The following is a 26,051-nucleotide window of genomic DNA, read 5'->3' on the forward strand; positions in this document are numbered from 1 at the left end:
TTTATGCTGTAGTTAGATAAAGATTTTAGGCAGATTCAAAAATAGTTTTTTTTAAGTTTCCGATCTAAAGTATAAATACCTGTTTTATACGAAAGCAATGTAGCTTTATAGCGCTTTACGGCAAGTAAATAGACAAGTAGAAGCTTTTGTAATTAACCGTTTGAGAGCAGAAATAATGATATTCTCTTCATTATCTTGTCCCAAATGTAAGATAGGTGACAATCTCCTTTTTTTATAGTGTTTAATTTTGAAATATAAAGTATACGCTATGAAAAATGCAATCTATCTATTGTTTCTAATTTCAGTATTGAGTTCCTGTGAATCAGAAGGAGAGCTCACCCGTAAACCGGTTGGCTCTGTAGAAATTCCGGAGACAGCTGTGGTTACTTCGTCAGGAAATTTTGCTCCCACATCAGGTCATTCCGTTTCCGGAAGCGCTAAAATTTATAGCGATGGTACGCATCGCAATTTAGCCCTCGAGAATTTCACGGTCACAAACGGTCCTGACTTAAAAGTTTATCTTTCTAAAAGTAGTTCCCCTGTTAATTTTGTCAATTTGGGATCTCTTGGAAATGGTACTAATCAAGCCTTTAGAATTCCGGACAATGTTGATCTTTCCGTTTATCCCTATGTATTGATACACTGTCAGCAGTTCAATCACCTTTTTGCCTTTGCAAAACTTTAACTAAACCTACTATTATTATGAAATCAAAAAAAATCTATTTAATTGTTTGTATGTTTTTTTACGTAGGTATAAAAGCGCAAGGCTGTAGTGATGCAGGAGTTTGTAGTATAAACAATACGTATGCAACCGATAGTATTGCAAAAAATGCGATCGAAGTTAGCACTGTGTTTGGTGCAGGAGAATCAGATGTAACGTATATTTCACCTTATATTTCTTATACACGTAATTTTAATGAAAGATGGTCAGGAAGCGCTAAGATCACTTCCTCTTTTGCTAGTGGGAGTTTTGGAGACAGAGGTTCTATAGGTGATGCATTTTTAACAGCACATTACAAAACACGATTCAATAAAGTATACAAATGGAGTTATACAGCAGGGCTAAAGATCCCGTTTAACAGCTCCAATCTTAAAATAAACGATCACCCGCTTCCGTTGGATTATCAGAGTAGTTTGGGGACGTTTGATTTTATAGGAAGCGTCAATCTAACGTATAAAAAACTGGATTTTATCTCAGCGCTGCAATTGCCTGTGATTAATATTAATGCAAATTCATACATAGCAGAATATTCCGGAACAACCGATTTTCCGACTACAAATCTTTTTGAACGTAGACCCGATGTGCTTTTTCGTACTACTTATACTATTGAAACCAGAAATTCTAAGTTTAGTTTTAAACCCAATGTGCTGTTTATTTATCATTTAGGTGAAGATACTTATGAAGATATTTACGGGGCAAGACAGGCAATAGAAGGATCCGAAGGGCTTACGATCAACGGGAATCTTATTTCTGCCTATTCTTTTAAAGGAGGAAGTTTGGAGCTCTCTTTAGCTACGCCATTTGTAGTCAGAGATGTAAGACCTGATGGTTTGACAAGAAAATATACGATAGGGATAGGGTACAAAACAACATTCTAAAAGTGGAATAGGGAAGGGTAATTTATATTCTAAAGGTCAGCAGCGATTTTCTGATATTTAGAATATATTTGCCTTGCAGTAACCGAAACCAAAATGAAGAAAATCTACTTAACGCTATTAATTGCAATTACCAATTTGTCTGTTGTTTTAGGACAATCAATCCAACAAGAACTGTCTGATACTCCCGAGAAAACAGCTGGAGTTAATTATGCTTATCCTGCCAAAAATATTGCGACTACTACGGCCGCACCAAAAGGATACCAAGCCTTTTACATAAGCCATTTCGGACGTCATGGATCGCGCTATCTGACAAGTGATGCAGAATATAAAGAGGTATTAGATTTGCTTGAAGAAGCTAATAAAAACAATGCGCTTACAAGCCTGGGTAACGATGTCCTAAAGCGATTACAGAAACTTTGGAAAGAGGTTGAATTTCGCGGAGGAGATCTTGCACCTTTGGGACAGAAAGAACAGAGAGGCATTGCAGAGCGCATGTACAAACAATACCCAAAAGTGTTTGTTAAGGATGCTCAAATAGAGGCCAGCGCTACAACAGTAGTGCGCGTTGTACTTAGTATGGATGCGTTCTGCGAAAGACTTAAAGAAATTAATCCCGACCTGAAAATTGACCGAAATGCCGGTATAAAATGGCAACGTTATCTCAATTACAACACTCCCGAAGCAACTGCCTTTAAAGCCGCCAAAGATACCTGGAAAAAAGAATACCAGGAATTTGAAGACAAACACATCCATCCCGATCGTTTGGTTAAGTCGCTATTTTCGAATGCCGATTATGTAGCAAAAAAAGTAGACCCAAGTGCTCTTATGAAAAAACTATTCGCTATAGCAGGAGGAATGCAAAATGTAGAAACAAAGCTGACTTTCTATGATCTGTTTGAAAAAAAAGAGCTTTTTGATTTGTGGCAAACAACAAATTACCGTCAATATGTGAGTGATGCCAATGCTGCAGTCAACAACGGAATCATGTTTGAAAATCAAAAGCCAACCTTGAAAAACATCATAGAAAGTGCCAATACGATGATTACATCTAAAGGCAAAGGCGCTACACTTCGTTTTGCACACGATGGTAATTTAATCACACTGGCAATGCTTCTTCATTTAGACGGAAGTTATAACAGTGTCTCTGATCCCGCTACTTTTTACGAAGCATGGAATAATTTCAGAATTGCTCCCATGGCCGGAAACATACAAATGGTATTCTTTCGCAAACGAAAATCAGAGGATATACTGGTCAAATTCTTACTTCATGAAAAAGAAATCCTTGTTCCGACAATAAAGACAGATCTAGGACCGTATTACCATTGGAAGGATGTAGAAGCGTATTATAAAGGACTTTTATAGAGGAAAAATTGCCACAGATTTAAAAGATTAAAAGGATTAAATAATCTGTGTAAATCTTTTTAATCTGTGGCAAAAAAAAACATTTCGTGATAATTCGTGAAATTCGTGGCAAAAGATCAAAAAAAACCAACGGCCAAATTCGATTATGAATTTGGCCGTTGGTTTTAGTCAAAAAATAAACTTCTAATTATCGCAAAAAGAACCTATTTGTTGCAAGTGTCTTTCTGTTTGGTATTTATTAAAGTTGTCCCATTTTGGTGGAGAACTTGTTTTTTGTCCGTACATCGCATCCAGACAAACATTGTTGTCTTTGTATTTGTCATGTAAAACAGCAAGAATCTTAAAGAAAAATTCATCTAATAAAAGAATAGCTTCAAATTCAGCTTTTAATGTATTGTAATTGATATCTGATGGATTTAGTAGTTGTAATAAATCTAAAATTTCTTTCTTTTCCTCCTCATTGATTTCAGTCAAATAACCCATTTTCAGGGTTTTAAAAACTAAATTATTCCAGGCTTTACTGTCGTGTCCCCATTGTACATCAGGCAGGTTTAAAGAATGCTCACAAATTAAAATAATAGAAAAAAGAACATCATCCAGGTATTTTGCCGGAAACTCGTCAAAACTTCTGAACTCAAAACCACTTTGATACATTTTTTCCTGATTAAAATCAAGACCAACTTCAGAAAGCATTTCGTATTCCATTTCTGCTTCGATCTGATCACGCCACCAGATGTTTTCTTCCTTTTCAAACTTTAGCAGTTTTCTGAAATCATCCACATTAAAGGTTAGAATTTTACCTTTAGGCATCGATTTATTATAAGTTCCAACGCCTATGTAACGAGACATCGCATTTCTCATAGAGCCTAAAGTGAACTTTTTATCCAAACCGTATTTGTCACTTATTACCCCCATAATGTCGGGACTACCAAGTGTTGCTATAAAAAACGGCTCAAACCATTGCAGTAAATAGATGGCATTACCATGTGTTTTTTCAAAATCAGTATAATCTGTAATCCTGCTGTCTTCTGTCAGGGTTGGCAAAGTAATATGAAAATGATACGTTCCATTATTAAACAAAACCAGGTTTTCCTGATTGGTCATAAACATGTTAAGACCATTGTTGTAATCCGGAAAATTTAGTTTTCCTTTTAAAACAGAAGATTCATTGATTTTATCGATAAACAACTTTTTAGTTGCTTTTAGTTCTTTGCAGGAATCAACCACAGTTCGATTTTCAAAATATTTAGTCACAAATTCGATAGAATCGCCATCAAAGTGAACAGAACCCATCGTTTTGTTTCTTTGGCTGATCATACTTTGAATGTTGTAAGGCTGTGCTTCAAGGAAAAGCTCCATAATTGATTTTCCAAGATAATCTGGATTCTCAAGAGGTTGAGCGGTAACGGCATCCGTTTCTTCTGCATCAGCAAGTGCTTTTACAGCCGATAATGTTTTGTGCTGATAGTTTATATCCAGTTTTTCCAGCGAATGACTGTTGATCATTCGGCTTACTTTATAATTTTCAGTTATACCAAAAGCTTTCTTTAGAACAGGAGTAAGGCTTTCCGGTTTATAACATTTTCTATAGTCAATACTGTATTTTTCAAAGCCAATCTTTTCTTGTATAAATTCACCAGTAACTATTAGGGATTCTTCAAATTGCATGTAGGTTTCGTTTTCTAATCCTATTCCCCAATAATATTTTTTTGTCTGATTGTCTTTCATTTATACTAATTGTCTTTTTTTATGGTTAATTATATTTTTAAAGCATTGTCTTTTATTCGAAAAATAAGACTCAAATCAATTTAAAATCAGGCACAAGAAGTCTTTTAACGGATTAAACACAGTTGTAATATCCATTAAAAAAGTTATGTCTTACTTTTAAAATTATAGAATTATATTTTTTAGTCTTAGAAATTTCACACCTGTATCGACTGAAAGACTGATAAAAAAGTAAAATTTTATAATGAGGTTATAAAATCACTACCGTTATTAATCACTTTTATATCAATAATTTAGACAGATGAATAGCATTATTGCAACTTTGGCTATTCTTATTTTTTCCAAGTTGCGAAAGTAGTTCTTTATTTTGTTATTTCCAAGTAGTTAACCCATTGATAATCAATAAATTTTCAGAGGTTTGTATAACGAAGTTGATTATTTTCGGCTAGGGGTGGTAATAAAGCACATAAGAGGAGTATAATTCATCGTTCCACCAATCTTTTCTAACCTCCGAAAAGTAGTTGTAATTTAGCTTTCCTGCCTGTGATTGTAGTGGATAAACGACTACGCCATTCTCACGATACGCTTTGTGCAGAGCGGTTTCAGGAACAACGGGAACAATATGTCCGGAAAGTCCTTTTTCTCTTCTTTTAGCGCAAATGATTCCAATTCCACCGTTGGCGTTTACTTTATTCTGAATTTCATCGACTGAAGCTATTGGCTCCCACCCAAAATCGCCACCCCATTCAGGGAACCAATCGTGTAGAGCGCTGGAATAAATACGATCAACAGTTTCTTCAAAAACCGCTTCAACATCCTGTCCCTGTTCTAATTTTTCCAGAGATTCGGCTGTCCACCAAACCGTTGGAAGGTATACTTTACTAAAATAGCAATAATCATAAGAGTATACATTACAGTAAGTATCTTCTTCTGTTCTTTGGTATCTAAGATTAGTTTCGACATCCAGCTTATCAATTAATCGGATAATACTTTCTTTTTTGCTGGCAGTATCAGACAGATCTCTAAAAAGTATGCTGGAATCGCTGATAGGTGTTTCCTTCATTTCCATAGAATCCAACTGAGATTCCGGATTAGGCAACAAATCTGCTTTTTTAATCTTTTTGTTCGATATTGTATTGGTATCCAAAGATATCGGTGCTATTGGTACGGTATTATTTTCCATCTTAACTGCTTATAATTGATCGGCCAAAAGTTGCGGGATTTCATTATTCGGGCAACATTATTCGGTTGGCTAAAAAGTAAATATAATAATTTTAAACTTTATCAGGGTATTATAAGGAAATAAGGTGCCATAGGAGGTAAGATTAACATTTAACGCGTTGATGTAACTAGTTTTAACACATAGTGACATAGTTATAAAATTACGGAAGACCTGTGTTTTTATTTAGTAAATCACATTTATTGATGTTTTAGTGTTAACCCTTTGACAGCAATTATTTTTAACACAAAAACATTAGGTTTAAGTTTATTAAGTTAAGATAGTCCAAGAAAATCTTTTTTTTTCAACTAGTTCTATTATGTCTTATTTAGAGTGAAACACTCTTTTTTTTAGTTTCAAAAACTATGTCTCTATGTGTTAAAAAATTATTCCAGCAGAAATGCTCACAAAAAACAATAAAGTCTTTCTTTTTTCTGAAGTTCAAGATTAAAGTTTTCTATAATATAATCAGCAAGACTTGTGTCGACGCCGTTGGTCGTGTTGTTTGTGAAAGCCGCAACCCGCATACCGGCACTTTTTGCCGCTCTCATTCCGGAGTGAGAATCTTCGATTGCGATACAGTCGTTTGGAGCGACATCAAGTTTTCTCGAAGCAGTTAGGTATACTGCAGGATCCGGTTTTCCATTTTCTTCATCATCCGAAGAAGAAATAGAATCAAACAATGGTGTTAGGTTTAGTTTTTCCAGTACAATTGGTATAATACTGTATGGAGAATTGGTAGCCAGCCCGATCTTAAAACCTTCCGCTCGAAGTGATTCAATATAGGTTTTTATACCTGAAATACCCAAGCCTTCGTTTTTGATGAGCTCGGTTACTTCTGCTATCACCAATTGTTCCGTCGTTTCAAGACTGATATTTGTCCATGGAAATTTTGTGTGCCAGAATTTAGCAACCTCGGCAGTGGTCATTGTTCTTGTAATTTCAGCCATTTCTTTTGTTACCGTAACCCCCAGTGAAGAAAATACTTCAAATTCAGCCTTTTGCCAAAGAGGTTCGGAGTCGATTAAGACACCGTCCATGTCAAAAATCACTGCTTTTATTTTATGTTTTTCTGCCATTGTTTGGGAGATTATTTGAAAAAAAATAGAGATATCTTACACCGTTTTTGGATAAAAGAACTTAATAATACAGTTGAACTATGCAAAGAAATACCATAGAAATCTAAGTTTGGGGCTATTATTCTTTACGTTAAAATAGTACAATAAAATTTTATCAAATATAGGTTTTTGATTTTTCGATACGGAAGTTCTTTTTTATAAAATATTTTTTCTGCTTACCATTTTCAAACTTCGTACATTTGCGGCTTAGAAACTTGGCTGCTTATGAGCCCAGAACCTCAAGAATATGATTGAAATAGGAAAATACAATACACTTACCATACTACGTGATACCAAAGTTGGTTTATTTTTAGGGAATCCCGAAAAAGACCCGGAAGGAATTCACGATATATTATTACCAAATAAATACGTTCCCAATGAATTTGAAATAGGCGAAGAACTTATTGTCTTTGTTTATTTGGATCATGAACAACGCCCTGTTGCCACTACACTCGAGCCTTATATTTTATTGAATGAATTTTCTCTTCTAAGGGTAAACTACATCAATCAGGTAGGTGCTTTTATGGACTGGGGAATGGAAAAAGACATCTTGGTTCCGTTTAAAGAACAAGCTCGTCCGATGGAAAAAGGAAAACGATACCTGGTTTATCTTTATATGGATGAAAAAACAAATCGTTTGGTAGCTTCAAGCAAAACGAATCAGTTTTTAAACAATGATTCTTTAACGGTTGAAAACGGAGAAGAAGTAGATTTGATCGTTTCGCACATCACCGAAATCGGGATCAATGTGATTATCAATGAAAAACACAAAGGATTGTTGTATAAAGACGAAGTATATGATGATGCGATCAGAACAGGTGACAGAATGCGCGGTTTTATTAAAAATATCCGTCCTGACAATAAAATTGATGTAGCCTTGCAAGTGCAGGGATATCAAAGCATCGAACCTAACGCAGATAAGATTTTGGACGAATTGAGAGCCAATCGTGGTTTCTTGCGTCTGAATGACAACTCGCATCCGGAAGATATTAAAACTGTATTGAAAATGAGTAAAAAAACCTTCAAAAAAGCTATTGGAGCTTTGTACAAGGAGCAACTTATTGAAATCAAAGAAGACGGTATTTACCTGATAAAAGAGAGTTAAAACCTTACGTTTAAATTCCAAATAAAAAAATCCAAATCCCAATGTTATTTTATGGGGATTTGGATTTTTTTTGCTCTGAATGGATTGAATAAAAGACCAATTCCTTACAACCCTGTCATTTCGACGAAGGAGAAATCACACGCGCAAATCACCAAAGATTGGCGATTTTCTAAGCGGAATTTCTGGTGTGATTTTTCCTTCGTTGTTTAGGCTGGTATGGCTAGAGAATGAAAAGTTATTTTTCAGATTTTAGAGAATAGTGATTAGAGGAATGTTATTTCTCGCAAAGACGCAGAGTCGCAAAGTTAAAAAATCAGGGAAAAAACTTGGCGACTCTGCGTCTTTGCGAGATTTTCACTTCTCCACAAGTTTTTGGACTTGATCAAATACTACTAACAAGAAAGGCTACTCATTACAAGTAGCCTTTCTCTTTTTTATTCTAGTTTTAAAAAAAATTGTAATTAAAAAAAAACAGAAATAAAATAATTCGAATCCATTAAAAAAATAATAGCTTTAAAAATTTTAGAAATTACTTCTTTATATGGGTATGTCTTTAAACAATTGATACATTCATCTTAAAAGCAAAAAATCAAATTCACGGCTAAGCCATTGGTTGTATAGAATAACTTTTGGAAAGTATTTAATTAGTATTTTTTCCTCTTTTCGTATTCATTTTTGTACTAACACGGATACATTTCCAGCATTTAACCTTAGGTGTTACTATTTCCTCCTTGAAGTTTTAACAAATGCATAAATCATTTGCTCATTAATTATTGGTTTACTAATAAAAACCGTAAAAAAATGAGCGACAAATTTTTTAAATTTTCTCAAAAAAAGTCATTTTTTAGGTTAATAAATCAGTGAAAGAAAATCAATCAAATAACAACAAAATAAAATGTATCTTGCTGATTATAAGGGTGTAAAATTACTTATTTTTTTTTAAAACAAATGTTAAATAGTGTTATTTTTTGTAGGGAAATACCAATTGTTAACATTTGAAGCCGGTTTTAGTAAACACCAAAAACCAAATAGAGTAGGTAAAAATGTAAAAATGGTTTATTTTTACACTATAAATTATTAAAATTAAACAAATAGAAATGGATTGGATCACTGCCAGAGAATTTGAAGATATAACCTATAAAAAATGTAATGGAGTTGCAAGAATTGCTTTCAACAGACCAAATGTTAGAAATGCTTTTCGTCCAAAGACAACTTCAGAATTATACCAGGCTTTTTACGATGCACAAGAAGATACTTCGATTGGAGTAGTGTTACTTTCTGCAGAAGGACCTTCGACTAAAGACGGAGTGTATTCTTTTTGCAGCGGAGGAGATCAGAATGCTCGTGGACACCAAGGGTACGTAGGAGAAGACGGTCAACACCGTTTGAATATTCTTGAAGTGCAGCGCTTAATCCGTTTTATGCCAAAAGTGGTTATTGCCGTTGTTCCGGGATGGGCAGTGGGTGGCGGACATAGCTTACATGTTGTTTGCGATATGACTTTGGCAAGTAAAGAACATGCTATTTTCAAACAAACTGATGCCGATGTAACGAGTTTTGACGGTGGTTACGGATCTGCGTATCTTGCTAAAATGGTAGGTCAGAAAAAAGCACGTGAAATCTTCTTTTTAGGACGTAATTATTCTGCTCAGGAAGCAATGGATATGGGGATGGTAAATGCTGTCATTCCACATGACGAACTGGAAGATACCGCTTATGAGTGGGCACAGGAAATTCTTCAAAAATCACCGACTTCTATAAAAATGCTAAAGTTTGCGATGAATCTAACGGACGACGGAATGGTTGGACAGCAGGTTTTTGCAGGAGAAGCAACTCGTTTGGCGTATATGACAGAAGAGGCAAAAGAAGGAAGAAATGCATTTTTAGAAAAAAGAAAACCAAATTTTGGAGAAAACAAGTGGTTGCCATAATACATTTTAGATTTCTGATTTTAGATTGTAGATTTTTTGAATCCATAATTTTCAATCAGAACAAAATAATCTAAAATCTACACTCTAAAATCTAAAATAAAAAAAGAATGAAACATTGGATTGAAGCCGCAAGATTGCGCACGTTGCCATTATCAGTTTCGGGAATTATAGTTGGAAGTATTTACGCTTTATCCAACCCAACAGAAGCTATAAATACACCAACAGAAGTTTTTAGTTGGAAAATTTTAGGTTTTGCACTTCTAACAACGCTTGGTTTACAAGTTTTGTCCAATTTCGCAAACGACTATGGTGATGGAGTAAAAGGAACGGACAATGAAGACAGAGTAGGGCCCAAAAGAGCGATTCAGAGTGGTGTGATCACCCCTCAGGAAATGAAAAAAGCGATAATAATCACTTCGATTTTAACTTTATTATCTGCGATTACCTTAATTTATTTTGCTTTCGGGGAGTCGAATTTTGGTTATTCTATCTTTTTTCTTTTGCTTGGAGTTGCCGCTATCGTTTCGGCTATTCGTTATACAGTAGGAAATTCAGCCTATGGATATAAAGGTTTCGGAGATGTATTTGTTTTTGTCTTTTTCGGATTAGTAAGTACACTGGGCGTTAACTTTTTATATTCTAAAGAAGTTGATCCGCTTTTGATTCTGCCAGCCATTTCGATTGGTTTATTGAGTGTTGGAGTGTTAAACCTGAACAATATGCGTGACGAAGAATCAGATCGTAAATCGGGTAAAAACACGATTGTAGTTCAAATGGGGGGCAAAAAGGCAAAAAAATACCATTTCGCATTGATTGTTACAGCAATGATTTTAGTAGTTGTTTTTGCTATTCTAAGTGATTATAATTTTGATCAGTACCTGTTTTTATTGGCATACATCCCCTTAACAAAACATTTGATTACGGTTGCTAAAAATCAAGAACCTAAGTTATTAGATCCGGAGTTAAAGAAATTAGCCTTGAGTACCTTTCTTCTTTCTTTGTTGTTAACGGTATGTATGATTTCTTTAATCTCAGACATTATTGTTAATCTTTTCTTAGGAGGAAGATAAAAGAAGTTCAACTTAAATTTTTATAAAAATGAAAATTACTTTTTACGGACATGCATCATTAGGAATTGAAGTTGGAGGAAAACATATTATTGTTGACCCTTATATAACAGCGAATCCGCAAGCTTCTGATATTGATATAAACACATTAAAAGCAGATTATATATTGCTGACACACGCACATGGCGATCATGTTTTAGATGTTGAAGCTATTGCAAAGCGAACCAATGCCGTTATCGTTTCTAATGCGGAAATTGCAAATTATTATACTAAATTAGGTTTCACAGCTCACCCGATGAACCATGGCGGAAGCTGGAAGTTTGATTTCGGAAAAGTAAAATATGTAAACGCGATTCACTCAAGCTCTTTTCCAGACGGAAGTTATGGTGGAAATCCGGGAGGTTTTGTAATTGAAGGAGAACATAAAAACATCTATATCGCCGGAGACACAGCGCTTACAATGGACATGAAATTAATCCCGCTGCGAACCAAATTGGACTTAGCGATACTTCCAATTGGGAATAATTTTACGATGGATGTAGAAGATGCTATAATCGCATCAGACTTTGTAGAATGTGATAAAATCCTTGGTTACCATTTTGATACATTTGGTTATATCGAAATTGATCACGAAGAATCTATTCGTCAATTTTTTGACAAAGGCAAAGATTTAATGCTGCTTGAAATCGGAGAATCAATCGAATTGTAAAATTAAAATGCTACTCGTATTAGCGATTTTTTCGAAGAATTAGAAATCAAATTGAAGCGTTTATTCAATTAAAATAATAAATGGATAGTACAAAATTTATTTGTGAATGTTGCGGAGAGCAGCATGAGGGTTGGCCGGCACTAACGTATATTTCGCCTGATGCTTATTCTCGTCTTTCTGAGGTTGATAAAGAAGAAATAGCGGTGATTGATGAAGACTTTTGTGTCATTAAATCTCCGGATCATGTAGGGAGATTTATACGTTGTGTATTATTTCAGAAAGTAAATGATCATTGTGAAGATCTGGAGTATGGATTTTGGGTTTCTTTGAGTGAGAAAAGTTTTCAGGACTATCTTGATAATTTTGACAATGAAGAGCATGAAACAGAATATTTCGGATGGTTAAACAACGCTATGCAAGACTATACTTTTTCAGAAAGTGTTCCAACAACGGTAGTCACTCAGAAAGGGAACTGCAGACCGGTAATTTTTCCACACAAAGATTACGATCACCCCTTTGTTAAAGATTTTTACGAAGGAATTACAAAAGCAGAGGCCGAAAAACGAATTCAGGATATGATTAATACCAGTGAGCAAAATGCTTAAAATGATGACTAAAAAAATAATACTGCTTTTCGTTTCTGTTTGTTCTTTCTACAATATTTACGCTCAAAAAGACGGCTATTGGGATAAAGAACGTGCAACTACAAAAGAATTTTTGGTTTCTGCCGGCGACCGAATGACCGTAAACACCGAAGATTTACCTGTTGGTACAACTGAGATTGTCTATAGAATAACGCTATTAGACAAAAATCAGGAAATGGCAAGTAGTTTAGTTTCGGTACTAAAAGCGATACCGGATCCTTACGGAATAGGACAGGGTTCAGCAGGAGCTGTTTTCTTGATGTCAAAAATCTCAGGAGATGATCAATGTACTTATTCGATTTTCACTTCAAGCGAAAAAGCAAAGAAGTATGTAAGCGACGGGAAAACCGACGCAGCCTGTTTTGCTCAGGTCGAACCGGTTAGCAAAGATGCAAAACGCCTGTCTTTGGACAAATCTTCTTGTTTAAAAGAAAATACGACTACAATCTGGTTTGGTTTTGAAAGTAAGAATTGGATTTTAAGTCAAAAAATCGTTTTAGAAGTTGTGCCTTGGGTAGATACAAAACTCAATCGTGGCTGGAATCAGGATAATAAAAATGAAATTATCAGTTTGTGTAAAACATCCACAATGGCTCAAAAAATGGCCAATTCGGATGATTTTTGTGTTTGCATATTGAATAAAATAATGAAGCAATATCGTTATGCTGAATTTCAAAAGTTATTGCCAATTGAAAGAACCAAAGTATACAAAGACTTTGGAGCGGCCTGTTACAATGATGCAGGAATCTCTAAAAATGTTTACAGTGATTTGCACAAACAGATTGCCACTTTGATCAAACAACAGAAATACAACGAAGCCATTCCGAAATTGAATGGCATAATCAACGATGGAAAAGCAACCGCATTAGATTATGCTTCGATTGGCTATTGTTACATTTTGACCAAACAATACGCAAAAGCAATTAAGTTCCTGAAAGAGGGCGAAAAGTTAGACGACACAGAGTTAGCGGTAAAACTGAATCTGGCACACGTATACCTTTTAAGCGACGATTACAGTTCAGCCAAGTCTATCTACAAAAAATACCAAAATCAGAACGTAACAGACAGCTTAAGCTGGACAGATAAAACAAAGCTGGATTTTACAACCTTCCAGAAAGCAGGCATTAAATCAGAAGATTACGAAAGAATTTTAAAGCTTTTGACCAATTAAAATTTCACCATATAAGTGATATAAGAAAATATAAGTTTGCTTTTCCGCCAACAATTAAATGAACTTACATGACTTACAAGGTTAAAAAACACAAAGTTTTTGACCAATTAAAATTTCACCATATAAGCGATATAAGAAAATATAAGTTAGTTTTTCCGCGAACAATTAAATGAACTTATATGACTTACATGGTTTAAAAAATACATAGCGTTTAGCCAATTAAAATTTCACCATATAAGTGATATAAGAAAATATAAGTTAGTTTTTTCGCCAACAATTAAATGAACTTATATGACTTACATGGTTTAAAAACACATAGCGTTTAGCCAATTAAAATTTCACCATATAAGTGATATAAGAAAATATAAGTTAGTTTTTCCGCCAACAATTAAATGAGCTTATATGACTTACATGGTTTAAAAAACACAAAGCATTTAGCCAATTAAATTTCACCATATAAGTGATATAAGAAAATATAAGTTTGCTTTTCCGCCAACAATTAAATGAACTTACATCACTTATATGGTTTAAAAAAAACACACAGTATATTGAAAGCCACCTACCACAAATACATGCTAGAGTTTAAGCGCCCGTCTGGAACCTCAAGAGGCATTATGACAGAAAAAGAAACCTGGTTTATTGTTTTGGAAGAAAACGGTAAAAAAGGAATCGGGGAGTGCGGAATCTTAAGAGGTTTAAGCGCAGATGATCGCGACGATTATGAAGAAAAACTAAGCTGGGCTTGCGAGAACATTCATTTAGGTGAAACGAAACTTTGGGAAGCCTTATTGGAGTTTCCTTCCATACAATTTGGAATTGAAATGGCTTTTTTGTCCCTTAAAAGTGATAACCCATACGTACTGTTTCCTTCCGATTTTACTAATCATACAAAGTCAATTTCAATAAATGGTTTGGTATGGATGGGTGAACCGTCTTTTATGAAACAGCAGATAGAAGAAAAACTGGCCGATGGTTTTAATTGCATAAAGCTCAAAATCGGAGCGATTGATTTTAATAAAGAATTAGAGCTGTTACAGTTCATTCGAAGTCATTTTTCTGCAGAACAAATCGAAATTAGAGTAGATGCCAATGGTGCTTTTGAGTTAAGTGAAGCTTTAGATAAACTAAATCAACTTAATAAATTTCAGTTACATAGTATTGAGCAACCTATTAAGAAAGGAAATGTAATGGCAATGGCTGATTTATGTAAGGTAACACCATTTCCAATTGCATTGGATGAAGAATTAATCGGAGTATTTTCAATAGAAGAGAAAGAAAAACTGATCCAAAAAATCCAACCACAATATATTATTCTTAAGCCTAGTTTTGTTGGGGGCTTTAGAGGAACACAGGAGTGGATTACGTTGGCCGAACGATACAATATTGGCTGGTGGATTACATCGGCATTAGAAAGCAATATCGGACTGAATGCAATCTCACAATGGACGTTTTTGCAAAACTCAAAGATGCCACAAGGCTTAGGAACCGGCGCACTGTATACCAATAATTTCGATTGCCCATTAGAAGTTTTAGAAGGGCAATTGTGGTATAATAAAGATAAGAACTGGTCATCTGAATTTTTCGATAAAGCATAAAAAAACTGGCCGGAAGCCAGTTTTTAAGGTTATATAAATTGTGGTTTTATTCTTTTCCTCCAATATGACTGTCTTGCCAGTCTTTTAATTCCTGCCATTTTCCCTGGTAGGCAAGTAGCGCTTGTTTCGCCCAGCTACCCGGATTATGTATGGCATAATTTTCACCTGCAGCATCCAAAATAGATTGCAATTTTTCGGTTGTTGTTGCCGATAATTCCTGCCAGGTTTTGATTCCGGCATTATTAAACAAGGTTTCAATTTTTGGTCCAATTCCCTCTACAACTTTAAGATCGTTCTCCTTTACTTTTTTACCAAAAACGGTTGCAGCGAGCTCGTTGTCAAATAACAACAATGGAGCGGCTGTAGCGGCAAATGATTGGGCTGTACTGTTAATAGTTGGTTTAGCAGCCAAATCAGCTTCTAAAGTAGCGATACGGGCATTCAGATTCTTGGTATTCGCTTTGCAGGCATCCAAATCAGCTTGTAAAGACAATGCTAGTGAATCATCATTTTTTGAGTTCATTCTTCCTAGTAAGTAACCTAAAATTCCACAGATTAATCCAACTAGCGCAGGTATTAAGATACAAGGTATATTCATGATCGTATATTTTGATTAATTATTTTATTGTAATTACAGTTCTTCTGTTAGCTGCCTTACCTTCTCGGGTACCGTTATCGCCAATTGGTTCATCAGGTCCTTTTGATTCCGTTTCGATTTGCGCACCAATACCATTTTTGGACAGATAGTTTTTAGTGAACTCGGCTCTTTTTTGTCCCAAAGCAACATTCGAATCACGATTTCCCACATTGTCCGAATGACCAACAATTAAAACCACAGCGGCTTTATCATGTCCTGTATATTTGGCAATATCTGCTACTTTTTGCTTTTCATCTGCACCTAGTATATTACGGGATTTACTGGTACTAAAATGCAACGTTAAAGGATCCGTATTGATTTTTTCTTTCAAAAGGCTCCACTCGTCAGTAGCGACCGTAGTGGTGTCTGCAACTTCAAATTTATAAGAAACCGGTCCAAAAAGAGTATCTGAATTGGTTTGCCATTTGTCCACAATTTCACCTTTGGTATCCAATTGAGATCCTGTTAAGCCTTTCGTTACAAAATAATTTTTGACATCATTTGCCCTGGCTACTCCAAGATTTTCAAATTTAGTGGTATTGGTTTCGTCACTTGTGGCATAACCGGTAATGGTTATTTTTTGCTTTGGATTTGAAGTTAAAAACGCTTTTAGTTTTTCAATTCCAATATTTACAGAATCGCCAATGGGGACCAGTACTGCAGCATTGTTTTTAAGGAATTTGATATTATCAGTCGTGTGATAATCAATTCCCGAGCCATTTAGAACAAAGGGGACAAGAGAGGCCTCCGGAGTCGTTACAATTGGTTTTTCGATAGGATCAATTGTTTCGGGTTTCGTACAATTGCAACAAAATTTCAAGTACAAAAAAGTACCCAAAATAATGGTTATTGCAATGCCTAATAGATAAAGTGCTTTTTTAGACATAAGTATGAAGTTAAGATTCTATCAAATTTAACCAAAAAAATAATACGTAAAGCATTAATAATCAGTTATTTTAATGTTTTGTTTTTGATTGCGAGGGAGTTAGGATAAAAATGATATAAAGTAAGGAGTTTGTGATTTGTCAATTTTACTACTGAATTAAATTAAGTAACTTGCATTGAAATTTAATTGAAATATTAAAATGATTGAAATCGAAAGAAAGTTTCTTGTAAAATCGGATGATTTTAAAGAACAGGCTTTTACTCAAAATAAAATTGCTCAGGGATACTTAAGTTCAATCCCGGAAAGAACAGTTCGCGTTAGGATTAAAGGTCAAAGGGGATTTATTACCATTAAAGGGATTGGTCATCAAGGCGGAATGTCCCGTTTTGAATGGGAAAATGAAATTCCAATTGATGAAGCAGAGGAGTTACTCAAACTTTGTGAAAAAGGCAAAATTGAGAAAACCCGCTTTGAAATAAAAGCGGGAGATCATGTTTTTGAAGTGGATGAATTTTATGGTGATAATGAAGGTTTGGTAATGGCCGAAATTGAATTACAATCAGAGACAGACTCTTTTGAAAAACCGGAATGGCTGGGTGAGGAAGTGACTAATGATCCAAGATATTATAACGCGTATCTGAGTAAAAACCCTTTTAAAACTTGGGAAAAGTAATTGCTTTATGACAGAACAATACGATTTGATCATTGTGGGAGGCGGTCCGATTGGTCTGGCCTGTGCTATAGAAGCCCAGAAGAAGAATTTGAGTTATTTAATCATTGAAAAAGGAGCAATTGTAAATAGTATTTTTAACTATCCTTTGTACATGACTTTTTTTTCGACAGCAGAAAGGTTGGAAATAGGAGGCATTCCATTTAACTGTCTGCCACCAAAACCGGGTCGTCAGGAGGCTTTGGAATACTATCGAAATATTCACCGCTATTTTAACTTTTCAATTCATTTATTTGAAAGAGTCACCGAAATTATAAAAGAGGGTGTCGAATCATTTAAAATTAACACAGATAAAAAAGTATACCAATCAAAAAACGTCATTATTGCAACCGGATTTTATGACATTCCGATTAAAATGGAGGTAAAAGGGGAAGAGTTGCCCAAAGTTCGTCATTATTATAAAGAGGCACATGAATATGCTTTTAGAAATATACTAGTGGTTGGCGCGAATAACTCTTCAGTTGATGCGGCTTTGGAATGTTGGAGAAAAGGAGCCAATGTAACAATGGTAATTCGCAAAAACGAGATCAACAATCGCGTGAAATATTGGGCAAAACCTGATATCGAAAACCGCATTAGCGAAGGAAGTATTAAAGCTTATTTTGAATCGAATATTACCGAAATTAAAGAGAATACGGTTGAAATTGAAACTCCAAACGGAAAAATAACTATCGAAAATGATTTTGTTTTAGCGTTAACGGGTTACAAACCTGACTTGGCTTTTTTGCAAAATGCAGGCATTCAACTGTCTGAAGATGAGTTAAAAACACCAACTTACAATCCGGAAACGATGGAAACAAATGTAAAAGGATTATTTCTGGCCGGAGTGGTTTGTGGAGGAATGCATACACACAAATGGTTTATTGAGAATTCCAGAGTTCATGCCAATCTTATAATTGATTCTATTACTGCGAAGTAAAAAAGGAGTTAAACACGAATTACACTAATTGGCACGAATTAATTAGTTTAATTCGCGAAATTCGTGGCAAAAAATACTTTAAGGCTATAAAGAGGTTTAAACTGATTATTTGAGCTAAAAAAAATGCCACAGATTAAAAGGATTTAATGGATTAATCAGTGCAAATCTTTCTAATCTGTGGCAGAAAAAAGTTTGACACGAATTACACTAATTTTCACTAATCAGAGTTGAATAAAAAAAGAAATTAGTTTAATTGGTGAAATTCGTGGCAAAAAAAGTTAAGAACTACAAGAAAGCATAGAGCAACCTACTTTAGAACGAGCCCAATCCGGTCTTTTTGCAAACCATTTCTCCATTTCCGGTTGTTCGTCATATGGTTTTTGAAGTAGGGTATACAATTCATCGACCAATGAAAAATCTCCTTTATCTGCCGCGTCAATGCTTAGTTGCGCCATATAATTTCGCAATACATATTTCGGATTGATACGATTCATTTTTGTGGAGCGATCTTCATCTGAAAGGACTTCTGTTGCTAATCTTTTTAGATATAATGAAAACCAAGCCGTCCAATTTTCTAAGATAGTATTGGTGATTTCTTCGGGAATATAGAAGGCATCTTTAATTTTTGCAATTGCATTTTCAATCGAATCCTCTTTTTTTATGAGACTTAAATTTCTAAAAAAGAGCGTCATATCCGTTTCAGATAACTGTAAAGTTGCTTCTAAATTAGCAATTAATTCACTATCAGTTTCGGTTGAAGTAAACAATCCTAGTTTGCTTAAAAACATTATTTTGTAATCGGAATCAAATTCGTTTATAAAAGACTCCAAAATGTCTTCTAAAGGTTTGGCTTCGTTGATTAACGGATAAAGCGCATTAGCCAATTGATACAAATTCCATTGCGCAATTTGCGGTTGATTGCCAAAACGGTATCTCCTGTATTGACTGTCTGTTGTATTTGGTGTCCAATTAGGATCGTAATTTTCCAACCAGCCATATGGACCGTAATCAATGGTGATTCCGTGGATGGACATATTATCGGTATTCATTACACCATGTACAAAACCAACTCTTTGCCAATGCAGAATCATTTCACGTGTGGTGTCGGCTACTTTTTGGAAAAAATGTACATATTGTTCTTTGGGTTCTCCTTTAATTTCAGGGAAGTAATATTTAACGGTGTATTCTACAAATTGTTTCAGGTTTTTCAATTCATTGCGAGAAGTAAGCAATTCAAAACTTCCAAAACGAATGAAAGACGGAGCAACGCGACAAACAATAGCTCCTTTTTCGAAAGCAGGATTTCCATTGTATAAAATATCACGCAAAACTTCATCACCCGATAACATTAAAGAAAGGGATCGGGTAGTAGGAACACCTAGATAATACATAGCTTCGGCACACAGATATTCTCTGATGGAGGAGCGCAAAACCGCCAGACCATCAGCAGTTCGGGAGTAAGGTGTTTTTCCTGCTCCTTTTAGCTGAAGCGTAAAAAAAGAATTATCATGTTCTACTTCTGTTAAGTTTATAGCACGACCATCACCCAATTGCCCGGCCCAATTCCCGAATTGATGTCCTGCATACGCCATTGCGTAAGGACGTGTTTCAGGAAGAATTTCTTTTCCTGAGAATGCGTTTAGAAAGGATTCTGATTGAATTTCGTCTTCAGAAATCCCTACCAATTCAGCTACAGATTTTGAAGCATGAATCAGTTGTGGATTTGATGGTTTTGTTGGATTTACATAGGAAAAAAGCGTATTTGCAACCTGACGGACTTCATTTGTCTCGTTAGGATCTGCAGGTAATTCTGCTGTAAATCGGTTGTTTATTTTTAATTTTTTCATTTCGTATTATCTTTCTTTTTTTTCACCGCGTAAAAGATTATTTGGATTTTCAACAGAGAGAAAATAATTTTTACCGGTGTAATCTGGTGGTAAAAGTCGTATTAGCCAATCAATTTATCAGCGTACATCTTTTTTAGTTTTTGTACTTTTGGATCGATCACCATTTGACAGTATCCTGCTTCCTGATTTTCATTGTAGTAATTCTGATGGTAATCTTCTGCTTCATAGAATACTTCAAAAGGCTTTAACTGTGTTACAATCGGATCCGCAAAAATGGGTTTTACTTCTTCAAAAAGTTGTTCTGCGATTTCTTTATGAGTGTCATCATGGTACAGGATAATAGAACGGTATTGTGTTCCGCTATCACCACCCTGACGGTTTAACGTTGTAGGGTCGTGACTTGTCATAAAAACAGTAATCAAGTCATGGTATGAAATTATGTCAGGATTAAAGGTTACCTGAATTACTTCGGCATGACCCGTTCTTCCGGTGCAAACTTCACGGTAGGGTGGATTCTTAATAAAACCATCTGAATATCCTGATTTCAGGGATTCTACACCCTTTAAACGCTGAATTACGGCTTCAATACACCAAAAACATCCACCACCAAAAGTTGCCACTGCTAAATTTTCCATAAAAAAGTATAGTTTAAGTTCTTATTGCCCTATTAATCCGATAGAATATTATGTTAAATTTTTATAAAAAAGACTATTTAATTAAAGATACTAAAAGGTTATCTAATGTTTGAAGTTTATAATTGATAAATTCTCAGTTCTATAAAAAAGCAATATATTTGCAATCAAATACAGGCACACTAATGAATAGCAAAAATAGTACCATCAGTTTAGAAACATATTTTCAGGATTTTAGAAAGCATATTGTTGGTGTTGACCAGGAATTTACTTCTCCATACGGCAAAAAACAGATCATTTATACCGATTGGACTGCCAGTGGAAGGTTATATCGCCCTATAGAGGAGAAACTTTTGAATGAATTTGGTCCTTTTGTTGCCAATACGCATACCGAAACGACCGTGTCAGGTACTGCCATGACAAAAGCGTATCATCATGCCAGAAACATCATTAAACGTCATACCAATGCCAATCAGGATGATGTTCTGATTACGGATGGAACAGGAATGACAGGTGTTGTCAATAAATTTCAACGTATTTTAGGTTTAAAAATACCTGAAAATCTAAAAGATTGTACCATTGTACCTGCAGAGAAAAAGCCGATCGTTTTTATCTCTCATATGGAGCATCATTCGAATCAAACTTCTTGGTTAGAGACAATTGCAGATGTAGAAATTATTCCATCTTGTGAGAAAGGGCTTTTTTGTCTGGATAATTTGGAGCAATTATTAGAGAAATATAAGGAAAGAACAATCAAAATCGCTTCGATAACGTCATGTTCTAATGTGACGGGGTTAAAAACTCCATTTCACGAAGCTGCAAAATTAATGCACCAGCATAATGGTGTTTGTTTTGTGGATTTCGCCTGTTCAGGACCTTATGTAGAAATTGACATGCATCCGGAAGATCCGGAATCTTATTTAGATGCCATTTTCTTTTCTCCGCATAAATTTCTAGGAGGACCGGGGACTTCAGGTGTTTTGATTTTCAATAAAAAACTATACAACAACATGATTCCGGATTGTCCCGGAGGTGGAACGGTAAGTTGGACAAACCCTTGGGGCGAACACAAATATATTGATAACATTGAGGATCGTGAAGATGGCGGTACTCCTGGATTTCTACAAGTAATCAAAACGGCTTTGGCTATTGAGTTGAAAGAAGAAATGGGAATTGAGAACATCTTACAACGTGAACACGAAATCGTTGATTTTGTTTTTAATGAATTAGATGCAGTTTCGAATATCAAAATCTTAGCAGGACAACATAAAAACCGATTGGGAGTTGTTTCCTTTTTTGTTGAAGATCTTCATTTTAACCTTGGCGTAAAATTACTGAACGACAGATTTGGAATTCAAACTAGAGGGGGATGCAGTTGCGCCGGTACTTACGGACACTTTTTACTACATGTTGATCAGGAAACTTCGAATAAATTAGTCAATGAAATTACCATTGGTGATTTGATCAAAAAGCCGGGATGGATCAGAATGTCTATTCACCCAACTACTACCGATGAAGAGATTGCTTTTGTTTGTAAAAGCATTAAAGAAATGGCAGAAAACCATAAAACATGGGCTCTAGATTACTCTTATAATAAAAACACAAATGAATTTATCCATAAAGACGCGACATCTTTTGAAGATGAATTAGTGGCGGGATGGTTTAAATCTTAATAATAAAAAATATAAATATTTAAACCCGACAGGTTTTGGAAACCTGTCGGGTTTTTTTAACTATTACATTATTAAACGTACACCGCCTAGGTCAGAAACGCGGTAAGAAAATTTATTTCCGGGGGAACCTATGAACATGAAGTTCTTTGGGATTTTCCATTTTTCGGATAGTTCATCTATGATTTCGGGGCCAAATACACCTTCAATTTCAAGGTATTCGATATCAATTTCGTCGTAAGCACGATCTAAAACTTCTAAATCTTTTCGTAACTCCTCATTGCTTGTCATGCCGTTTGTAACGTGAACAATTTTGAGTTTTTTGGTTGTTTCGTTTCCTTCCACATATTGCAGGACTCGGTTTAGAATAGCCACGTCATCACCTTTGGTAAAAAAGACAAATTCCTGTGAGTTAATCTTTAAGCTCATTTTATGCAGGTAACGGTTACTAACGATAACCATTTTTCTTAATGGTTGGTAAAAATACTCTAAACCTTCAATCAGAACCCGAATCAAGAAGATACGGTTTAACATGATTCCAATAAACAATAGGGACGGCACCATATATTTCAAGAAAGTATAAAACGAATTGATGTTCAGTTGCATATTACCGATAAAGGCCGCAATAATACTTGAAACCGCGATAACCACAACAATTCCTCTGGCGCGTTCGGGTCTTGGTAGCTTTCTGCGTTTAAATTTTAGCAGTAAATTTCCAATTCCAAATAAGGCCATAACAGCTAAAAAGGAGAAGGTATAAACACCAGCCAATGACTCTAAATGTCCGTTTGTTACAAATAAAACTGATATACAAAGAATCAAGAAACTAATTACGATTCGGTAATGAGAACCTCTTTTATTTTGTTTAAGGAAATAATTGGGAAGAATACGATCTAAGGTCATTCGGTTTAATAATCCTGAAACCCCAACAAAAGAGGTTAATACGGCACCACAAAGCACTAAAACCGCATCTATTGAGATCAACCACGCAAGCCACGAACCTCCGGTTGTTTGTCCTAAATAGGCTAAAAGAGATTCTTTGTTTGAACCAACTTCGGCTAATGGAATGATACTTATCAATAAAAGTGCAATCACAGGATTGAAGAAACTCACAATTGCCCACATGTTTCTCAAGGTTTTTGGAAAAACTCCCGGTTTTTGTTCTTCAACAAAATTTGCAGAACTCTCAAAGCCTGAAATTCCAAGCATAGCTGCCGAGAAACCAAGGAAAAGTGCTGTTTTTATGTTTCCATAAGCTATAGGCGTCTGCCAATTGAGGTGGAAGGTTTCTAATCCATTGTTCAGAATAAACCACAACGATGCCAGTACAAGTAAACTTAAGGTGACTAAATGTGTTATAAATATGATTACGGCAACAAAAGCCGATTCTCCAATTCCTAAAATGGCAAGTCCGGTAAAGAGTACCAAAACAACAATCGTGGCGGTGATGATGTTTAAACCATCAAATATACCATGCAGATAATGCATTCCTTCTGATGCTGAAATAACAGCAGTTGCCATGTACGATAAAACAGTCAATGTCGCCGCAAGAGAAGCCAAGCGTTTAGTTGACGTGTTTAATAAGACGTTGTATGCACCTCCGTTTAAAGGAATCGCACCCACCACTTCTCCGTAAATTCTTCTGAAAAGGAATAAAACAACTGCAACAATCAATAACGAAATCCAGGCAAATTGCCCTGCATACAAAATGGTTAATGCCGATACATATAAGCAGGAGGAACTAATGTCATTTCCACATATTGCTGTTGCTTGTAATTGATTTAATTTCTTGTGTACAATTTCTTTCATAATTAGTCATTAAGATTAAAAAACACAATTAACTTGATATCAAGCAGCAACAAGAAATAAAACTTTAAAAAAGGCGGATATATTAAATGAAGTTCAAAATAATTTTTAGCTATTGTGAATTATGTAATGCACAATTTAACTAATTTATTTGGATTCCTGAAACTTTTTAAGCGATAACAAAGCCTGTTTCCTTATTTTGTCCTGAAAAAAACCTGTCCAGCCCAGCAGAAGACCTGTGAAACCAAACGCCTGTTTGGACCATTTCCAAACATCAAAATTGTCGGTATGTTTGATGATTAAACCATCTTGAAAAATAAATTCAGCTACTATTTTATTGACTACAGTTCTGTTTGTTTTGCTGAAATTATACGTAGCAATCCAATTGGCTGAACCCGAGAATTCATCTGCTTTGATGTTCGAAAATTCAATTTTAATATTGCCTTTACTTCTTGAAAGCAGCATTTCCCACATTGCAGAAACTTGTTCTTCTTTTAATAAGCCAAAAGCAGGGTCAATAAAATGTATTTTTGGATGATAACATTCGCTCATTGTCTTGTAGTCAGCATTTCCAAAAGCAGTATAGAACTTAGCGATTAAGTTTTCGTTTGAATTCATTTTTTTAGTACAATTAGAGCATAAATATAAGACTTATTCTATTAAAGTATATTTACAGAACGCTAATTTCTTTTGCAGTATCGTATGATTTTTTTGAAGTATCAAAAGCAGTAGAAAAATAAGCCATCTTATTCACTGTTGTAAAATGCCCGGTTTGATTCCCAAAAACATCGGTACCTCCAACAATTATAAATCGAATAGACTTGATATCTGTTTTCTTTAATTTTAGCATTTCTGCGGGCGTAAAATAATAGTAAGAAGTTGTTTTACCGGCTGTTGACTCTTTTACGTTTTTGTCAACACACGGAATAACATCTCCATTAGCCAGATCTACATAAACACCACCCAAAATTCTTGATTTTTCATTAGCGGTATCAATCGATAGTTTTAAAATCCCTCCTTTTTCTGTTTTCGCAAGCTGGACTTTTGTCTCGCCCGTATAAGCATATTTTTCGCAGATAAAGGTATATTCTTGTGTAGCTGGAAATGGTTTAGAACCATTTACTATCATCGTTTCCTGAGCATTTGCAAAGGCTGATATAAAAAGCAACACAAAAAAAGGCAATTTTAAATTCATACTATATTTTTTAATCGTTTAATTTAGACTCAAAATTCGCTTCCCAATCCATTGATTTTATGGCAGAAATTAAATTTTCTTCATTCACAAAAACACGCAGTTCTTTGTTTGCAACTTTTTTAGTGTAAAGGGCATGGTAGCGATAAATGACTTCGTGTTTGGTTTTGTAAACCCCATCTAATTTCAAATCAACAAAACTTCCATAATACTGACGAAATCGCTGACAGGTTTTTGTCAATCGCTCTTCGGTTGTATTTTCCATTACCGATTGGGTAACTTCAGTTTGGTTAAAAGGTTTAAATTTAGAAGTGTTGCAAGTTTCTAAAACTCTTTTCCCCAAATCATATGCTTTTTTCTGCTGATTGGAATTCATTTCAGAAGCTCCCACTTTTGTGATTTTCAAATCTTCAGTATCTCTCTTGATTGTTTTAGATTTACATCCGACTAATAAGGACAAACATATAATCAATATTGCTTTCTTCAT

At 35.0% G+C, this 26,051-nt stretch carries 24 protein-coding genes; 13 read left to right on the forward strand and 11 right to left on the reverse strand.

The window, feature by feature from the left end:
- Positions 1-268 precede the first annotated feature (268 nt).
- The 3 genes from AB674_RS21910 to AB674_RS13555 all read left to right on the forward strand — a co-directional run bounded on the left by AB674_RS21910 (position 269) and on the right by AB674_RS13555 (position 2,961).
- Complete coding sequence (locus AB674_RS21910) at positions 269-685, forward strand: DM13 domain-containing protein (RefSeq protein ID WP_053004271.1); 417 nt, start codon at positions 269-271, stop codon at positions 683-685.
- 17 nt (positions 686-702) lie between these two features.
- A complete protein-coding gene (locus AB674_RS13550) occupies positions 703-1,599 on the forward strand; it encodes a hypothetical protein (protein ID WP_047777412.1) in 897 nt (298 codons plus the stop codon).
- 93 nt (positions 1,600-1,692) lie between these two features.
- Positions 1,693-2,961 carry a histidine-type phosphatase gene (locus tag AB674_RS13555; RefSeq protein WP_047777413.1) on the forward strand — a complete coding sequence of 423 codons (1,269 nt, stop codon included), beginning with the start codon at positions 1,693-1,695 and terminating at the stop codon, positions 2,959-2,961.
- 183 nt (positions 2,962-3,144) lie between these two features.
- Here AB674_RS13555 and AB674_RS13560 read toward each other — a convergent pair whose 3' ends face one another.
- The 3 genes from AB674_RS13560 to hxpB all read right to left on the reverse strand — a co-directional run bounded on the left by AB674_RS13560 (position 3,145) and on the right by hxpB (position 6,984).
- Complete coding sequence (locus AB674_RS13560) at positions 3,145-4,689, reverse strand: hypothetical protein (protein ID WP_047777415.1); 1,545 nt, start codon at positions 4,687-4,689, stop codon at positions 3,145-3,147.
- 442 nt (positions 4,690-5,131) lie between these two features.
- On the reverse strand, positions 5,132-5,869 hold the full coding sequence (locus AB674_RS13565; protein ID WP_047777416.1) for a hypothetical protein: 738 nt from the start codon (positions 5,867-5,869) through the stop codon (positions 5,132-5,134).
- 440 nt (positions 5,870-6,309) lie between these two features.
- Positions 6,310-6,984, reverse strand: coding sequence for a hexitol phosphatase HxpB (gene hxpB, locus AB674_RS13570; RefSeq protein WP_047777418.1), 675 nt, complete (start codon positions 6,982-6,984; stop codon positions 6,310-6,312).
- Positions 6,985-7,270: 286 nt separating this feature from the next.
- On the opposite strand from hxpB, the gene AB674_RS13575 reads away from it, so the two are divergent.
- The 7 genes from AB674_RS13575 (at position 7,271) to AB674_RS13605 (ending at position 15,245) form a co-directional block, all read left to right on the forward strand.
- Positions 7,271-8,128: a S1 RNA-binding domain-containing protein gene (locus AB674_RS13575; protein ID WP_047777419.1), complete on the forward strand. Its 858-nt coding sequence runs from the start codon at positions 7,271-7,273 to the stop codon at positions 8,126-8,128.
- A 1,097-nt stretch (positions 8,129-9,225) separates the two neighbouring features.
- Positions 9,226-10,059: a 1,4-dihydroxy-2-naphthoyl-CoA synthase gene (locus tag AB674_RS13580; RefSeq protein WP_035681238.1), complete on the forward strand. Its 834-nt coding sequence runs from the start codon at positions 9,226-9,228 to the stop codon at positions 10,057-10,059.
- Positions 10,060-10,166: 107 nt separating this feature from the next.
- The gene (menA, locus tag AB674_RS13585) at positions 10,167-11,129 is read left to right on the forward strand and encodes a 1,4-dihydroxy-2-naphthoate octaprenyltransferase (protein ID WP_047777421.1); all 963 of its coding nucleotides are present in this window, start codon (positions 10,167-10,169) and stop codon (positions 11,127-11,129) included.
- 28 nt (positions 11,130-11,157) lie between these two features.
- A complete protein-coding gene (locus AB674_RS13590; protein ID WP_047777423.1) occupies positions 11,158-11,835 on the forward strand; it encodes a metal-dependent hydrolase in 678 nt (225 codons plus the stop codon).
- A gap of 80 nt (positions 11,836-11,915) precedes the next feature.
- Positions 11,916-12,440: a DUF2199 domain-containing protein gene (locus AB674_RS13595; RefSeq protein ID WP_047777425.1), complete on the forward strand. Its 525-nt coding sequence runs from the start codon at positions 11,916-11,918 to the stop codon at positions 12,438-12,440.
- 4 nt (positions 12,441-12,444) lie between these two features.
- Entirely contained in the window at positions 12,445-13,650 is a 1,206-nt protein-coding gene (locus AB674_RS13600) for a tetratricopeptide repeat protein (protein WP_047777589.1), read from the forward strand.
- A 548-nt stretch (positions 13,651-14,198) separates the two neighbouring features.
- On the forward strand, positions 14,199-15,245 hold the full coding sequence (locus tag AB674_RS13605) for an o-succinylbenzoate synthase (RefSeq protein WP_047777591.1): 1,047 nt from the start codon (positions 14,199-14,201) through the stop codon (positions 15,243-15,245).
- A gap of 46 nt (positions 15,246-15,291) precedes the next feature.
- Here the strand turns inward: AB674_RS13605 and AB674_RS13610 are convergent, their stop codons facing one another.
- Both AB674_RS13610 and AB674_RS13615 read right to left on the reverse strand, forming a co-directional pair.
- The gene (locus AB674_RS13610; protein WP_047777426.1) at positions 15,292-15,843 is read right to left on the reverse strand and encodes a hypothetical protein; all 552 of its coding nucleotides are present in this window, start codon (positions 15,841-15,843) and stop codon (positions 15,292-15,294) included.
- 19 nt (positions 15,844-15,862) lie between these two features.
- Positions 15,863-16,768: an OmpA family protein gene (locus tag AB674_RS13615; protein ID WP_047777428.1), complete on the reverse strand. Its 906-nt coding sequence runs from the start codon at positions 16,766-16,768 to the stop codon at positions 15,863-15,865.
- A 199-nt stretch (positions 16,769-16,967) separates the two neighbouring features.
- Between AB674_RS13615 and AB674_RS13620 the strand changes: the two genes are divergently transcribed.
- Together AB674_RS13620 and AB674_RS13625 are read left to right on the forward strand one after the other, a co-directional pair.
- Positions 16,968-17,441 carry a CYTH domain-containing protein gene (locus AB674_RS13620; protein WP_047777430.1) on the forward strand — a complete coding sequence of 158 codons (474 nt, stop codon included), beginning with the start codon at positions 16,968-16,970 and terminating at the stop codon, positions 17,439-17,441.
- A gap of 7 nt (positions 17,442-17,448) precedes the next feature.
- Complete coding sequence (locus AB674_RS13625) at positions 17,449-18,417, forward strand: YpdA family putative bacillithiol disulfide reductase (protein WP_047777431.1); 969 nt, start codon at positions 17,449-17,451, stop codon at positions 18,415-18,417.
- A gap of 278 nt (positions 18,418-18,695) precedes the next feature.
- On the opposite strand, the gene AB674_RS13630 is transcribed toward AB674_RS13625, so the two are convergent.
- Both AB674_RS13630 and msrA read right to left on the reverse strand, forming a co-directional pair.
- The gene (locus AB674_RS13630; protein WP_047777433.1) at positions 18,696-20,264 is read right to left on the reverse strand and encodes a protein adenylyltransferase SelO; all 1,569 of its coding nucleotides are present in this window, start codon (positions 20,262-20,264) and stop codon (positions 18,696-18,698) included.
- 101 nt (positions 20,265-20,365) lie between these two features.
- The gene (gene msrA, locus AB674_RS13635) at positions 20,366-20,899 is read right to left on the reverse strand and encodes a peptide-methionine (S)-S-oxide reductase MsrA (protein WP_047777434.1); all 534 of its coding nucleotides are present in this window, start codon (positions 20,897-20,899) and stop codon (positions 20,366-20,368) included.
- A gap of 182 nt (positions 20,900-21,081) precedes the next feature.
- On the opposite strand from msrA, the gene AB674_RS13640 reads away from it, so the two are divergent.
- Positions 21,082-22,569 carry an aminotransferase class V-fold PLP-dependent enzyme gene (locus AB674_RS13640; protein ID WP_047777436.1) on the forward strand — a complete coding sequence of 496 codons (1,488 nt, stop codon included), beginning with the start codon at positions 21,082-21,084 and terminating at the stop codon, positions 22,567-22,569.
- A 63-nt stretch (positions 22,570-22,632) separates the two neighbouring features.
- On the opposite strand, the gene AB674_RS13645 is transcribed toward AB674_RS13640, so the two are convergent.
- The 4 genes from AB674_RS13645 to AB674_RS13660 all read right to left on the reverse strand — a co-directional run bounded on the left by AB674_RS13645 (position 22,633) and on the right by AB674_RS13660 (position 26,051).
- Positions 22,633-24,375, reverse strand: coding sequence for an APC family permease (locus tag AB674_RS13645; RefSeq protein WP_047777437.1), 1,743 nt, complete (start codon positions 24,373-24,375; stop codon positions 22,633-22,635).
- 144 nt (positions 24,376-24,519) lie between these two features.
- Positions 24,520-24,990, reverse strand: coding sequence for a nuclear transport factor 2 family protein (locus tag AB674_RS13650; protein ID WP_047777439.1), 471 nt, complete (start codon positions 24,988-24,990; stop codon positions 24,520-24,522).
- 52 nt (positions 24,991-25,042) lie between these two features.
- On the reverse strand, positions 25,043-25,567 hold the full coding sequence (locus AB674_RS13655; protein WP_047777441.1) for a hypothetical protein: 525 nt from the start codon (positions 25,565-25,567) through the stop codon (positions 25,043-25,045).
- A gap of 10 nt (positions 25,568-25,577) precedes the next feature.
- Positions 25,578-26,051 carry a hypothetical protein gene (locus AB674_RS13660; RefSeq protein WP_047777443.1) on the reverse strand — a complete coding sequence of 158 codons (474 nt, stop codon included), beginning with the start codon at positions 26,049-26,051 and terminating at the stop codon, positions 25,578-25,580.

This window comes from Flavobacterium sp. ABG (genome assembly GCF_001027725.1).
GTDB lineage: Bacteria > Bacteroidota > Bacteroidia > Flavobacteriales > Flavobacteriaceae > Flavobacterium > Flavobacterium cupriresistens.

What these genes read in the sequence shown, in the direction of transcription:
- AB674_RS21910 (WP_053004271.1), top strand. Translation starts at nt 269, where the DNA reads ATGAAAAATGCAATCTATCTATTGTTTCTAATTTCAGTATTGAGTTCC.
- AB674_RS13550 (WP_047777412.1), top strand. Translation starts at nt 703, where the DNA reads ATGAAATCAAAAAAAATCTATTTAATTGTTTGTATGTTTTTTTACGTA.
- AB674_RS13555 (WP_047777413.1), top strand. Translation starts at nt 1,693, where the DNA reads ATGAAGAAAATCTACTTAACGCTATTAATTGCAATTACCAATTTGTCT.
- AB674_RS13560 (WP_047777415.1), bottom strand. Translation starts at nt 4,689, where the DNA reads ATGAAAGACAATCAGACAAAAAAATATTATTGGGGAATAGGATTAGAA.
- AB674_RS13565 (WP_047777416.1), bottom strand. Translation starts at nt 5,869, where the DNA reads ATGGAAAATAATACCGTACCAATAGCACCGATATCTTTGGATACCAAT.
- hxpB (WP_047777418.1), bottom strand. Translation starts at nt 6,984, where the DNA reads ATGGCAGAAAAACATAAAATAAAAGCAGTGATTTTTGACATGGACGGT.
- AB674_RS13575 (WP_047777419.1), top strand. Translation starts at nt 7,271, where the DNA reads ATGATTGAAATAGGAAAATACAATACACTTACCATACTACGTGATACC.
- AB674_RS13580 (WP_035681238.1), top strand. Translation starts at nt 9,226, where the DNA reads ATGGATTGGATCACTGCCAGAGAATTTGAAGATATAACCTATAAAAAA.
- menA (WP_047777421.1), top strand. Translation starts at nt 10,167, where the DNA reads ATGAAACATTGGATTGAAGCCGCAAGATTGCGCACGTTGCCATTATCA.
- AB674_RS13590 (WP_047777423.1), top strand. Translation starts at nt 11,158, where the DNA reads ATGAAAATTACTTTTTACGGACATGCATCATTAGGAATTGAAGTTGGA.
- AB674_RS13595 (WP_047777425.1), top strand. Translation starts at nt 11,916, where the DNA reads ATGGATAGTACAAAATTTATTTGTGAATGTTGCGGAGAGCAGCATGAG.
- AB674_RS13600 (WP_047777589.1), top strand. Translation starts at nt 12,445, where the DNA reads ATGACTAAAAAAATAATACTGCTTTTCGTTTCTGTTTGTTCTTTCTAC.
- AB674_RS13610 (WP_047777426.1), bottom strand. Translation starts at nt 15,843, where the DNA reads ATGAATATACCTTGTATCTTAATACCTGCGCTAGTTGGATTAATCTGT.
- AB674_RS13615 (WP_047777428.1), bottom strand. Translation starts at nt 16,768, where the DNA reads ATGTCTAAAAAAGCACTTTATCTATTAGGCATTGCAATAACCATTATT.
- AB674_RS13620 (WP_047777430.1), top strand. Translation starts at nt 16,968, where the DNA reads ATGATTGAAATCGAAAGAAAGTTTCTTGTAAAATCGGATGATTTTAAA.
- AB674_RS13625 (WP_047777431.1), top strand. Translation starts at nt 17,449, where the DNA reads ATGACAGAACAATACGATTTGATCATTGTGGGAGGCGGTCCGATTGGT.
- AB674_RS13630 (WP_047777433.1), bottom strand. Translation starts at nt 20,264, where the DNA reads ATGAAAAAATTAAAAATAAACAACCGATTTACAGCAGAATTACCTGCA.
- msrA (WP_047777434.1), bottom strand. Translation starts at nt 20,899, where the DNA reads ATGGAAAATTTAGCAGTGGCAACTTTTGGTGGTGGATGTTTTTGGTGT.
- AB674_RS13640 (WP_047777436.1), top strand. Translation starts at nt 21,082, where the DNA reads ATGAATAGCAAAAATAGTACCATCAGTTTAGAAACATATTTTCAGGAT.
- AB674_RS13645 (WP_047777437.1), bottom strand. Translation starts at nt 24,375, where the DNA reads ATGAAAGAAATTGTACACAAGAAATTAAATCAATTACAAGCAACAGCA.
- AB674_RS13650 (WP_047777439.1), bottom strand. Translation starts at nt 24,990, where the DNA reads ATGAATTCAAACGAAAACTTAATCGCTAAGTTCTATACTGCTTTTGGA.
- AB674_RS13655 (WP_047777441.1), bottom strand. Translation starts at nt 25,567, where the DNA reads ATGAATTTAAAATTGCCTTTTTTTGTGTTGCTTTTTATATCAGCCTTT.
- AB674_RS13660 (WP_047777443.1), bottom strand. Translation starts at nt 26,051, where the DNA reads ATGAAGAAAGCAATATTGATTATATGTTTGTCCTTATTAGTCGGATGT.